The 12,778-nt window shown below is 63.0% G+C and carries 10 protein-coding genes and 1 pseudogene; 4 read left to right on the top strand and 7 right to left on the bottom strand.

Going from position 1 to position 12,778, the window contains the following annotated elements; translation table 11 throughout:
* Nucleotides 1-458, top strand: a pseudogene (locus tag PLN84_RS06045) (transcriptional regulator); the annotation flags it as partial.
* Between the two features lie 537 nt (nt 459-995).
* Here the strand turns inward: PLN84_RS06045 and hypF are convergent.
* Nucleotides 996-3,206, bottom strand: a complete 2,211-nt coding sequence (gene hypF, locus PLN84_RS06050; protein WP_292558694.1) for a carbamoyltransferase HypF — start codon at nt 3,204-3,206, stop codon at nt 996-998.
* A 57-nt stretch (nt 3,207-3,263) separates the two neighbouring features.
* Here hypF and PLN84_RS06055 point away from each other — a divergent pair, with 57 nt between their 5' ends.
* Genes PLN84_RS06055 through PLN84_RS06065 form a run of 3 tightly spaced genes read left to right on the top strand, consistent with a single transcriptional unit; the run spans nt 3,264 to nt 6,575 of the window.
* A complete protein-coding gene (locus PLN84_RS06055) occupies nt 3,264-3,776 on the top strand; it encodes an ArsR family transcriptional regulator (protein WP_292382930.1) in 513 nt (170 codons plus the stop codon).
* A complete protein-coding gene (locus PLN84_RS06060) occupies nt 3,760-4,569 on the top strand; it encodes a winged helix-turn-helix transcriptional regulator (RefSeq protein WP_292382928.1) in 810 nt (269 codons plus the stop codon). Before PLN84_RS06055 ends, PLN84_RS06060 begins: the two co-directional genes overlap by 17 nt.
* On the top strand, nt 4,566-6,575 hold the full coding sequence (locus PLN84_RS06065) for a DEAD/DEAH box helicase (protein WP_292382926.1): 2,010 nt from the start codon (nt 4,566-4,568) through the stop codon (nt 6,573-6,575). The genes PLN84_RS06060 and PLN84_RS06065 overlap by 4 nt, the downstream gene beginning before the upstream one ends.
* A gap of 20 nt (nt 6,576-6,595) precedes the next feature.
* On the opposite strand, the gene PLN84_RS06070 is transcribed toward PLN84_RS06065, so the two are convergent.
* The 6 genes from PLN84_RS06070 to PLN84_RS06095 all read right to left on the bottom strand — a co-directional run bounded on the left by PLN84_RS06070 (nt 6,596) and on the right by PLN84_RS06095 (nt 12,625).
* Nucleotides 6,596-7,672 (bottom strand): PAS domain S-box protein, encoded by a 1,077-nt coding sequence (locus tag PLN84_RS06070; protein ID WP_292558695.1) that lies wholly within the window; start codon nt 7,670-7,672, stop codon nt 6,596-6,598.
* A 261-nt stretch (nt 7,673-7,933) separates the two neighbouring features.
* Nucleotides 7,934-9,127: an MFS transporter gene (locus PLN84_RS06075; protein ID WP_292558696.1), complete on the bottom strand. Its 1,194-nt coding sequence runs from the start codon at nt 9,125-9,127 to the stop codon at nt 7,934-7,936.
* A 106-nt stretch (nt 9,128-9,233) separates the two neighbouring features.
* Entirely contained in the window at nt 9,234-10,073 is an 840-nt protein-coding gene (locus tag PLN84_RS06080) for a hypothetical protein (RefSeq protein ID WP_292382750.1), read from the bottom strand.
* Nucleotides 10,070-10,918 carry a polymer-forming cytoskeletal protein gene (locus tag PLN84_RS06085; RefSeq protein ID WP_292382748.1) on the bottom strand — a complete coding sequence of 283 codons (849 nt, stop codon included), beginning with the start codon at nt 10,916-10,918 and terminating at the stop codon, nt 10,070-10,072. The genes PLN84_RS06080 and PLN84_RS06085 overlap by 4 nt, the downstream gene beginning before the upstream one ends.
* A gap of 14 nt (nt 10,919-10,932) precedes the next feature.
* Nucleotides 10,933-12,168 carry a 2,3-bisphosphoglycerate-independent phosphoglycerate mutase gene (locus PLN84_RS06090; protein ID WP_292382747.1) on the bottom strand — a complete coding sequence of 412 codons (1,236 nt, stop codon included), beginning with the start codon at nt 12,166-12,168 and terminating at the stop codon, nt 10,933-10,935.
* Nucleotides 12,169-12,220: 52 nt separating this feature from the next.
* On the bottom strand, nt 12,221-12,625 hold the full coding sequence (locus PLN84_RS06095; protein ID WP_292382746.1) for a hypothetical protein: 405 nt from the start codon (nt 12,623-12,625) through the stop codon (nt 12,221-12,223).
* Nucleotides 12,626-12,778 lie beyond the last annotated feature (153 nt).

Here is a 12,778-nt window from a genome sequence, read left to right on the forward strand (position 1 = left end):
AGAGGTATACCCGGATGCTGATCGAGCGGAAGGATCTGACCCTGATGGATGTGATCGCTCTCGATAAGGTACAGAAGGGTAATCCTATCACACCGGAGGAGCGGACCGTTCTCCGGAAGAAGAAACTCGTTGAGGGGCGGCATCCGAATCTCTACGTTTCGGAGAGTGTTGCGGCCGAGATCGATACGCGGGCCGATTATATCAGGAAGCGGTCGTTTGACAAGGCATATTTCAAGGATATGGTAGTGGCGTATCTCCGGACCTACCACAAGGCGGAGAGAGCGGATATTGAAGCTCTGCTGCTGGACAAGGTTTCCGAGGCTCTGAATGAAGAGCAGAAACGCACTTTTGTCAGGGATTTACTTCAGGAGATGCGGATAGAGGGGACGATCACGGCTGTCGGGAGGACGAGGGGCGCGAAATGGGTGCTCGCCCCGGGCACCCTGCATGATGCATGATAGACGAAAGCATTGCCGAAGATCGGCGGCATGATCTCAGGTATTACATAACATGTTTCAAAACAGACATCACCCATCGATATCATGCTGCCCGGACTGTCGAAGATTGTCGAACCAACGACAAACTTTTGAACTCGAATCGCGAAATCAGCGGTTCTGCGGGGTTATTGCAAACCTTAGGTTGGGAAAAGATTGTCGAAGATTGTCGAAACGACGCCAAATGCTTGGGCTTGAATCCTGAAATAAGCGGTTCTGCGTTGATACTGTAAATCCGGGATTGGACGAAGACTGGACGAAAATTGTCGGATCGACGCCAAATATTTGGACCCGGATCGAGAATAAACGGTTTTACGTTGATACTGCAAGTCCGGCATTGGCGAAAGATTGCAGAAGGATACCGCGCTCCCGGAGCGCCGGACAACCGGGACCCGGCCTGCAGGATCGGTTCTCGCAGTTGTCACATGACCCGCCGAAGGTGCTGCCTGAGAGGATCGCCGGTAGAACCTCCAGACAAACCTGATCGACCCGGTTGTCGCTCTACTCCTCCCCGCTCCCCCCGTAGACCACCTGTCCGAAGCTGATGCACCCATCCCCGAGCGGATACTCCCGGTTCATAACCACCTCAAGCCCCGCAGCCCGGACCTCCCCGACGATCGCCTCCCGGATCGCCCGGTTATAGGCCACCCCGCCCGAGAGCGCCACCCGCGGGATCCCCCGCTCCTCCGCCGCCCGGACAGCCATCGCGGCGACGCCTCTCGCCAGGTTGTACTGGACCGACGCGGCGATGTCGTTCACCCGTTCCCCGGCCGCGGCCCGCCGGTATGCCTCGGCGATGAGCGACCGGGTCGAGAGGACCTCGCAGCCCCCGTCGCGCAGGAACTCAAGATCCCAGGCCGACGCCCGCCCGGCACACGCCGCCGACTCGAGTTTCATCGCCGGCTCGCCGTCGTAGGTCCGTTCCCGGCAGATACCGAGGAGGGCTGCGGCGGCGTCGAGCACCCTCCCGGTGCTCGAGGTCGCGGCGACGTTCAACCCCCGCTCCACCTGCCGGGAGAGGACCGCGAGCTCGATATCGCTCCACCCCCGTGACGAAAGGAGGTCCCGGACCCCCGGCGTCGGCAGGATCCCATACAGCATCCGCTCCGGGAACCGGGTGGCAAGGTCGCCGCCCGGCATCGGGACGACCTCGAGGTGGGCGACCCGGTCGAGGTGGGGAACCTGCCCGGCAAAGACCTCGCCACCCCAGATCGTGGCGTCGTCCCCGTAGCCCACGCCGTCGATCGCGATCCCGACACACTCCTCCCGGGTCGTCGCAGCGATGTGCGCCCGGTGGTGCTGGACAGCCATGACCTCTGCCCCGACCGCCTCGGCAACCTCCCTCGCGTAGCGGGTCGAGAGGAACTGCGGGTGGAGGTCGTGGACGATCAGGTCATATCGCGCCCCGACAAGTCCCCCGATCTTCTCCGCCGTCTCCTGCAGGTAGGCGAGGGTCTGGGGGTTTCTGACGTTTCCCACATGGGGCGAGGTGATGCAGAAGCCCGCTTTGTAGACGGAGACGTTCGCGTTCAGCTCCGGCCCGACGCCGAGGATACACGCATCTCCGAGGTCGATCGCCGTCCGTTTCGGGGCGAGGCCCCGTGAGAGACGGATGATGTAGCCGTCTCTGACGACGGAGTCGTCGCAGCGGTTGACGATCCGGCGGTTGTGGGTGAGGATGTAGTCCACCTGCCCCGAGAGCCGGCCGAGAGCGATCTCAAGATCGGTGATCATCGGGTAGCCAGGCAGGTTCGCGCTCGTCATCACCAGGAGCGGGTGGGCGAGGTTCGCAAAGAGGAGGTGGTGCAGCCCGGTGTAGGGGAGCATGCACCCGATGGTATGGAGCCCCGAGATCCCCGGGTGCGACGTATGGTCCTTCTTCTCGAGCACCACGATCGGCCGTTCCCGGGACTGCAGGATCCGCCGCTCTTCTTCCGAGACGACCGCGATCCGCTCCACCTCCTCCGGGGTTCCCATCACCGCGAGCGGCTGCTCTGTCCGGCCCAGCCGGCGTTTCAGTTCGGGGGCCGCCTCCTCGGTGCAGGCGATATGAAACCCCCCTACCCCCCGGATGGCGACGATCGAGCCCCCGTCAATGAGGGCTGCCGCCTCCCGGATGGGATCTGCGGCCGCAACCAGCGTCCCGTCGGCCTTCAAGAGAGCGAGTTGCGGCCCGCAGGCGGCACAGGCGATCGTCTGGGCGTGGTGCCGCCGGCAGGACGGGTCGGTGTACTCGCTCTCGCAGGCGCCGCACATGGGAAACTCCGCCATCGACGTCCGCTCCCGGTCGTAGGGGATGGCAGTGATGATGCTGTACCGCGGACCGCAGTTGACGCAGGATGTGGCCCAGTAGCCCTCGTACCGTCCCCCCGGCGTGAACATATCGGCGACGCAGTCGTCGCAGGTGCCGATATCGGCAGGGATGAATCCGGAGAGGCTCCCGGAGCCGCTCTCAAGGATAGTAAACGTATCGGGCGGGTTGTCGCGCAGATCCTGGACGTCCACGGAATCTATGTGAGATAACAGCGTTCCCCGGGAAACGGCCTCGAGGAACTCCTCGAAGCGGTCACCGAACGCATGGATCTCCACCTCGCTCCCGAGATTTTTGACGGTCCCGGTGATCCCAAATTCCCGGGCCTTTGCATAGACAAAGGGACGAAATCCGACCCCCTGAACGACGCCCCGGATGATGATCGTGCCACGTATACGCATTGAATATTCAGCAAAAATTTATGGAGTTATACAACGATATAACAATAGGGTATCGCATTGACGGGACATATTAAAATTCTTAATGATCCGGTTGAACTGGTTCCTCTTCTTATAACGTTCAATAATGCTGATTATAAAAAGATCTACGAGCTCTTAAACAAAGCCTGGCTGACCGAGGAGGAGCTCGGGACCTACGCCGGGACCTCGATGGTGACCGAGTGCCTCTCCATCCTCAAGAAGGGAAACTTGATCGAAGAACAGTGGCGGATGCCGAAGCCCGGAGAGAAGCCGACGAAGGAGTACCGGGCTACATACAGCAAATTCCGGGCCAGCTTCCAGTGTTCCATGGGCGATATCGGAGACCTGCTGCACATCGCCATCTCAAACGACGAGAGTCTTCGCACAATTGTGGATTCGGTTGAACAGGAGATCCTGGGCGGAACCACCTCGATCAGCGACATCTCCAGGAAGTACGGCGTGAGTCCAACCTTCATCAAGGGGCTGGCGAAGAGGATTCCCGGCCTTGATCTGAAAGGGCAGGGAATGGTGTTGCTTGACCGACTTCACTGACGATCCCCTCTATGTGATCTTACGTAGCAAACGGGAGGCCACGCGATTCCAGATCCTGGTGGAGATCGCCGAGCACCAGCCGGCCGTCCGCCAGCAGGAGATCGCCGGAAAACTCGGCGTGACACCCCAGGCCGTCTCCGAGTACATCCGGGAACTGGTGGATGAGGGGCTGGTCACCGCTCACGGCCGGGGCCGGTATGAGGTGACGAAGAACGGGATCGAGTGGGTCCTGCGGCACGCCGAGGCGCTCGAGGCCTATGCCCGTCACATCAACCGGGACATCATTCAGCAGGTGGCGGTCTGGACGGCTATCGCCCGGGATGAGATCCGGAAGGGCGATACGGTCGGCGTCTTCATGCGGGACGGCTGGCTCTACGCGACGAAAGAAGAGCAGAGCGCAACCGGCCTCGCGACCATGGACGCGGAGCCGGGAGAGGATCTCGGTGTCGCCCAGTTGAACGGCATCATCGAGCACGAGGAAGGACTCATTCATGTCTGCAAGGTGCCGCGGGTCGAGCGGGGCGGCTCAAGGCACGTCAGGACAGACCTTCTCCGGGACGCGGTCCGGGACGCGGAGATGGTGGCCGCAGTGGGCCTCGAGTCCTACGTAGCCCTCAGGAAGGCTGATATCGAGCCGGATATGTTCTTCGGATCCCGTGAAGGGGTTATCGAGGCGGCATTCCACGGGCGGGAGTGCGCAATACTTATCGTTGATGAGGAGTTTACCGACTTCCTCAAGCGACTGGAGACGGTGGGGCTCACCTATACGATCCACGACCTGATCGCACCATGAAGGTTATCGTCCAGCCCCAGAAAGGCACGTATAAACTGCTGTTTGTCGAGGGCGGCCGTGTCGAGGGTTCCGGGTTCGTCGACCTGACCGCAACCCCGAAGGGCCAGCGGCCAAAGAACTTCAAGATGCGCCGGCGGGGTAAACAGCTCAAGCCCACCCCGACCCGGGACCTGATCACGCTCTTGCGCCGGTCTTCGGTCCACCTTGCGGGGAAGAGCCCGGAGTTCGAGTCGTTTCTTGCCGACCTCCAGATCCCGGTGTCAAGGATCAACATCTGTCGGTTCTGCCAGCTCGAGGACCGGTTTGTTCCCATCGATAAGACGACCGGCGTCCGCTACGGCGGGGAGTGGATCTGCCTTGAGTGCGCGAAGCGCGAGATGCGCCGGGAGCTCGGCTACATGGGCAAATTCGGCGGCTCCGTCCTCGTCCACCTCGAGAAACTCCTCGCCCAGGTCCGGGACCTCGACCGGGTGCTGGGATCGGTGGGTCCCGACCATCCTGACCGGAAGCGGACCCTCTTTGACCGGCTCGAGGCGCACGAGGTCCAGAAGACGGCTCATATCACCGAACTCCCGCTGCCCGCGGCGTTTGCGAAGGCCGCCGGGGTCGAGTACTTGATGCCTGTCCAGCAGCTCGCCGTCCAGAACGGGCTCCTCGAGGGGCAGCACCTCCTCGTCGTCTCCGCCACCGCGAGCGGCAAGACCTTCATCGGTGAGATGGCCGGAATGAAGAACTTCCTTGAAGGGCGGGGGAGAATGCTCTTCCTGGTCCCGCTGGTCGCGCTCGCGAACCAGAAATACCAGCGGTTCCGCGACCGTTACGGCCACCTGGTGAGGGTCACCCTCCAGACCGGGATGAGCCGTCTCAACCTCCCCGAGACCCGGCCCGCGGGAGACCGGGACGTCCATGCTCCCGTCGTGGTAGGGACCTACGAGGGGATCGATCACGCTCTCCGGACCGGGAGATCCTTAAAGGACATCGGGACCGTCGTCATCGATGAGGTCCAGATGCTCGAGGACCCCGATCGGGGCCACCGTCTCGACGGGCTGATCGCCCGGCTCAAGCATATCGCCCCGGAAGCCCAGTTCCTCTACCTCTCGGCGACGATCGGGGCTCCCGGGCTGCTCGCGGAGAAACTCCGGGCAAACCTGGTCCGCTACGCCGACCGGCCGGTTCCGCTCGAGCGGCACCTCATCTTCGTGGAACGGTCTAAGAAGATCGGGTTCATCAAGCAGATGGTCGCCGAGGAGTACAAGATACGGTCGTCGAAGGGCTACCGGGGCCAGTCGATCGTCTTCACGAACTCCCGGGCCCGCTGCCACGTCATCGCCGACGCTCTCGGAAAGATTGCCGCCCCCTACCATGCGGGGCTGACCGCGCAGGAGCGCCGGGACGTAGAGCGGCGGTTCGCGAACGGGGAGGTCGGCGCCGTCGTGACCACGGCCGCGCTTGCCGCCGGCGTCGACTTTCCGGCATCTCAGGTGATCTTTGACGCCCTTGCGATGGGCATCCAGTGGCTCACCGTCCAGGAGTTCCACCAGATGATGGGCCGCGCCGGTCGGCCCGATTTCCACGACCTCGGCCGGGTGGTCATCCTGGCGGAGCCCGGGGGTTCGTACTCCAGATCGTCCGGGAAGACCGAGGAGGAGGTCGCCGTCGGCCTTCTCAGTGGCGAGATGGAGGAGGTCGCTCCCGAGTACGACATGGAGCAGAGCACGGAAGAGTTCGTGGCGAACGTCGTGGTCTCTAGCGGCGACGAGCAGGAGGTGATCCGCATGACCCACACGATGGTCGGGGCGCTGGAGCCGGCCCTCCCGACACTCCTTGACTACGGGCTGGTCCGGCGGAGGGCCGGCCGCATCGAACTCACGGATATGGCCCGGGTGATGGCCGAGCACTTCATCGGCGTCGAACGCCTGGTCGAGATCAAGGACCTGGTCCGGCGGATGGACGATGCGGCCGATGTCGTCGCGGAACTCGAGTGCGCCGAGGAGAAGGAGCCGTAGGGGACGGCACCCGGCCTCCCTCACCGGTACCGCTCAAGGTACTCCCGGACCTTCTCCGACTCAACCCACCCTTCGTCGAGCTGCATGAGAATCTTCTTAATCTGCCGGACCTGCTCCCGGATCTTCTCCGCCCGCTCGTCCTCGATGAGGTCGGCCATCCCCTGGACGACCTGAAGAGGGTTTCGGATGTGGTCGGTCAGGACCGCGAACTGCTCGATGTTCCTCTCGATCTGCCGGTATGCCTCCAGCCTCTCCCGCTCCATCCGCGCCCGCTCTCTCATTTCGCGCCTGAGACTCTCGTTTGCCGCCTGGAGTTCGTTGGTCCGCTGCGTCACCAGTTCCTCCAGGCGGTAGCGGTAGTCCATCAACTCCTTCTCGGCCCTTCTCCGCTCCGTTACGTCCCGCGCGATGATGAGGATCGCCGGGGTGCCCTCGAGGCTGATGCGGTGAATGGTCGCCTCGGCGGGGATCCGTTCGCCCTGCCGGGGGATCAGGTCGGCGCTGTAGAGGTGGTGGTCGTCTCGCTCGAAATCGCTCCTGATGAGGATGACCGAACGGGGAGCGAGGGCGAGGAGATTCTCCCGGGCATACCCGAGAGTCCGGCAGGCGAGCGCGTTTGCGTCCAGTATCCGGTAGGGCGTGCCCTCCCTCCCCACTGCGCAGACGAGCAGGAAGTCGTTCCCGCTGTCGAAGAGGAGACGGTAGCGGTCCCTGCTCTCCAGGAGCTCCTGCCGGGAACGCTCCAGATCGTCGAGCATCCGGTTGACGTCGCCGGCAAAGCGTGAGACCGGGTCGCCCTCGCCTGCGGGGAGACGGGTGCGGGCGTCACTGCCTGCCCGGATGGCCTCGATGCTCGCCCCCATCCCGGCGATGCGGGCAACCACAGCCCGCTCCTTGAGCCAGATCCCGAGGAGCCCAAAGGCAATCCCGGCGATGAGGAGTTCGAGGAGCAGGATGCCCACGGCGTCCCCTATCTCTCCCGGAATCCCGGACGGCAGGGCGACAAGAAGGAACGAGGCCGGAAAGCGGGCACGAAGCGTACAGAAGTCCGCAGGGGGGGCGGCCGGAAGCAGGAGTGTATGCTTGCAGTGGTCCATGAGATGTTGTACTCTTGCGCCGGGCAGAGAGATGCCCGTAAGCCTGCAGGGGTCACCCGGCCGCGCTGCAGATGTTTGACACGACGGTTCCGGCGCGCTATCCCACCTGCACGCCTTTGTATCCCATGATAGTAAAAAAGGTATATTAATTTATCTCATGTGAGAGAATGACATGCGGTCAGAATGGCTCTTTTGGGCCGGTAGAGTTAATGTTTCGGGGAATCCGAACGACGAACGGCCGCCGCTCCCCTGGAAGAGGGTCTATCCGTGCCCCGGCACCTCTCCGGCAGCGCATTCACGAGCGTTCCGTTGCATCATCACTGCAAAGACTCCCGTTCCGATGAGGCATACCGCTCCGCCCACGTAGAAAACGGCGCCGATCCCGATATAGTCCATGAAGACCCCCCCGATCAGCGGTGCGATGATCATGCCGATACCAAAGACCGTGTTGTAGGCGCCCATCGAGGTTCCCATCCCGATGGTCCGGCCTGCATCGACCGTCAGAGCCATGATGGCCGGTTGCTGGATGGCGCCCCCGACGCCCACGGCGGAGGTGATCACGAGCAGAGGCCAGAACGACCCCGAGAGGGGGATGACGGCGAGCGCCACCGCGGCTACGGTCGATCCCGCGACGATCAGGGTAACTTTGTTCCCGGTGTCGGTGAGCCTCCCGATCGGCATCTGGAGGAGCGCCATCAGGAAGGTGTTCACGGAGAGGACGACGCCCACCTCGAACGGGCTGATCGCGATCAGCGGCCCGAAGACCGGGATAAAAACCATCATACCCCCGCGGCCGAGGGCGCTGATGAGGGTGAAGACCAGGATCCCCCGCATGATCGGCAGCGTGAAGATCTCCCGCATCGGAGCGGGTTCCCTGGCCGGGATTGTCAACGAGCCCGGTCTCGCCTCCGGAAGAGAGGCGGCGACGAGAAGTGTGGCGAACGCCGAGAGGCCGGCCATGACATAGAAGACCGAATCCATGCCGAACGCGTCGTTTAAGAATCCCCCGAGGAGCGGTCCGACCCCCATCCCGAGAAACATCGAGATGGAGAAGTTTCCCATCTGACTCCCTTCCTTGCCCTTCTCCGAGAGGTCCGCTATGTAGGCCATGGCTATCGGGACGACCATTGCTGAAGCGATCCCGTGGGCGAAACGGACTGCCGTGAGGGAGAAGACACTGTCGGCGATGATGTAGGTGAGCGAGAGGACCGCGTAGGCGAACATGCCGATGAGGATGATCCACTTCCTCCCCCGCCTGTCCGATATCCGTCCGATGACGGGCATGAAGACCGACCGGGAGAGCGCGAAGGCAGAGAAGATGATCCCGAGCCAGATGCCGGTTGCTCCGAGGTTCTCCGCGTAGATGGGGAGGAGCGGGCTGACGACCCCGAGCCCGAGCATGGTGGCAAAGACGGAGATGAATAAGACGTTATAGATTCGTTTGGCGGTATTCATGCGAAGTTAACCTGAGCTGGTCTTCCGATCGGCAGACCGGTTTGCGGTACGTGTACGGTTGCGAGAAAAAAGTTGGGGGCACTCTACCTTATACATTCGGTCGAAATCATACCCGCCGCGCGACACAGCACCACCGGTCGTAGATGGGGTCGCGCCGGTTCTCGAAGACCTCGGTCTCCCGGTCCTCTTCGGCACACCACTCTTCCACCCGGGCCGCCTCGGCCTCTGTGCCGACGGTGATCAGCGTTTCATCGGTGAGGATGAGGAGTTCGGTGACGATCGATTCCCAGAGGTTCGCGTTGTACGAGTAGATCTCCCCGGCCATGAACGCAACGCCGAGGGGCACCGGCGCGATGTAGCGGGAAGCCTCCTGCGCGTCGATACAGATGGTATCGGCAGGCGCGAGGCGGCCCCGGGTAAGCCCGAGTGCGAGGAGCGCGGGGTCGTTGTCATAGGCGAGCGCCCGCACCCCACCAGCCCGGAGGGCCGCGGTCCCGACGCCCGAGCCGCAGCAGCAGTCGAGGCAGGGGGTTCCCGCACGGTCGCCCCAGACCACGGTTACGAGGTCGCGGATATTCCCCTCCCGGTCGGGACGCAGGTCTTCGAGAGCGGGAACAACGTTTGCGCGGATATCGAGACTGTAATACTCGCGGACTGCCGAGAGCCATGCCTCCCGGCTCTCCTGGTAGATATCACCGCCGACGGCCTCGAAGCACTCGATGACCTCGATCGTCGGGTCCCTGAAGAGGAACGAAGCGGCGTGCCAGCCGTTCGAACCGTCGTGGAGCGCGAACGCGAGCGGCTCCTCCTCCTCGTCGACCAGGAGTCGGGCTTCGTCCGGGCTTCCCTGGAACAGCAGGGCTGTACAGGCGTCTATCGTCAGTTCCGCAAACGACGGTTCAACCAACCGGCACCCGTCGACCTCAAGGATATCTGCAACCTTCATATCGTTCGCCTCTCGATCGTTAAGCCACCCGGCGCCCGGATGACCCCGTCCACGCGGGCGTCCTCGTGCAGGGTGAGGCCCCGGCAGGAGATGTTCCCGAGGATATGCACCTCCTGCTCGATCACTACGTCGCCGTCGCTCTGGACGTCGCCGTGGATGATTGATCCCCGTGCGATGTTCGCATCTTCCTTCACGTGGAGGCTCCCGAAGATCGTCGTCCCTTCCCGGACCGCGATCGAGCCGGCACGGATGTTCCCGTGCAGCCGGCACCCTGCCCCGATAGCCATCCTCTCCGGGACCGAGAAGGTCTGCATGTTGAGGACGGCGCCGGCCGGGATCATCAGCGGCGTGGAGGCGGGGGCTTCGTCTTCGCCGAAAAGTTTCTGAAGGACGGCGTCCAGTTCCTCCTGCTTCTCGATCCCGAGGACGGCAACGAGGTACATCATGATGTAGATGATGACCGGCATCGGGTTGCGGATGGAGATCCAGCCTTTTGCCTCGAATCCGCGCTCGATCTTGACGTTATCCCCGATATCAAGGTCGCCTTTGACGATCAACTTCCCCTGGATCTTCACTCCCTCGCCGAGGTAGGCGTCCTCCTCCACGAGAACGTCGCCGGCGACCTCGCACCAGTTGTCTATCCGGACGTCGCCGGCCGCAACGATATCGCCGTTGATTTTGCTGAATTCGCAGACCACGACGTCGTTGCCCGTGAGGCCGTAATCGATCCGGCACCTCTCACCGATGACGACATCGAGCCCCGTCTTGAGCGTCCTCTCCTGGAGTTCGGTCCGGTCCGGGAGGTTACAGGCCCTGATCCAGTCGTGGTCTCCTGTCGGTTCCATCTATGGTATAATCTTCATGCGCCATACTTATGACTCTTATTGATTAGATCCAGGGCGATCGGCATGAGATCGCAGCCGCGGATACGATGGAGGCCGCCCTCCGCACACGAGACCTCGTCGAATCGGACTGTCCGGTCCACCCGGACCCCGGGACCCCTGATGACGATCGGCACCGGGTCGGCGCTGTGATCTTTTATGGCACAGGGGGTGCTGTGATCGGCACAGACGACGAGCAGGGTGTCCTCAAGATCGAGCAGCGGCTCGAGCGCCTTATCGATCACCTCGATGAAGTCCCGCTTCTGGATCCCTTTCCCGTCGTGGCCGGCCTCGTCCGCGCCCTTGATGTTCATCAGGACGAAGTCTTTGCGGCCGAGTTCCGCGATCGCCGCCCTCACCTTGGCGTCCAGGTCGGAGTTGGTCGACCCGGTGGTCCCCGGCACCGGGATATGCTCGAGCCCCACGACCTTCCCTATCCCGGAGATGAGGGTGGCCGCGGAGATGACACTCCCGGAGAGGCCGTAGCGCTCGGGGAACTGTGGGAACGCGCCCATCTTCCCGGCACCCCGGATCAGGAGGAGATTTCCCGGCGGGAGGCCTTCCTCCACCCGCCGGACGTTCGCCGGGTGATCGAAGAGAATCTCCGCGGACTGGCGGATGAACTCGTTGCAGGCATCTGCCGTCTTTTTGTCCGCCGGATCGTCGGTACAGGGTTGGACGGCCGGCGGGCGCACTCCCTCGTTCTTCGGGTCGTTCGAGGAGACCTTATCCCCAAGCCCTTCTCCTACGAGGGCGAGGGCCGCACGGTGGCCGGCGCCCGACTCGAACCTGAACGCGAGACCGAGGGCCGAGAGGTCGACGCCCTCCCGGATCGCCTCCGCGAGGGGTTCTGTCCCGGAGATCCTCCCTGCCCGGCGGTCGGTGATGAGGCCGTTCGCGTCGACCGTCGCGAAGTTGCACCGAAAGCCGATCATCCCGGCGGTCATGTGGATCCCGGTCCCCTCGGCCTCGAGCGGGCCCCGGCCGGTGTAGTATTCCTGCGGCGGGTAGCCGAGCAGGGAAAGGTGGGAGGTGTCGGACCCGGGACGTATGCCGGGTCCGATGGAGTCCATGATCCCGCATACGCCTTCCGCAGCGATCCGGTCGAGGACCGGGGTCCGTGCGGCGGCGAGAGGGGTCAGTCCGTTCAGCGCTTCGCAAGGACGGTCGGAGATCCCGTCCAGCACCAGGAATAACACCTTGTGAGCAATCATCGAGAACAGGTGAGATCCCGAACCTGATTACTCTTGCCGGTGCCGGTCCGGATCACCGGCCCCTCGCCGCTGCTCTCCGGAGTGCGAGGCATCGCTCCGTGTGGCGGAGCGCCTCCTTTGCGAGGGCGTCGCCCTGTCTGCGGCATTCCTCCCTGCAGTCGATCATGATGAGGATGTTGGTCGTCTTGATCATCTCGGCCGAGAGTCCCCGGATCTCCGCGGCAAGGTCATCGTCGACGATCGCCTCCAGGTCGCGTATGATGTCGTAGAGCTGGTGCGAGTACCGGTCGAGCAGCGTGTTTGCGGCGAGAACCCAGGCGCCGTCTCTCTCCTGCTCCGCAAGGTCGGTCCATTCCCGGTGGAACTGGACAAGCATCCTCCTGATGATCCCCCGGGCCACCGTCTCCCGGTCTTCCAGGTACTCCTGATCGATCCGGGACAGTTTTACCCGTTGCACACCCCCAGGGTGCTCTTGTGTCGTCACGTTTCTTCACCCCGTCGCCGCACTTCTGCGAAGATATGCCCGGTCATAGGGCATATATCTTCGTGCCGTCTCTGATCATCGGAGGGACAACTACGAAAAGGTGCGGGAGCCGTAAGAAAAAGAGTG

The organism is Methanoculleus sp., assembly GCF_035363275.1.
Classification (GTDB): domain Archaea; phylum Halobacteriota; class Methanomicrobia; order Methanomicrobiales; family Methanoculleaceae; genus Methanoculleus.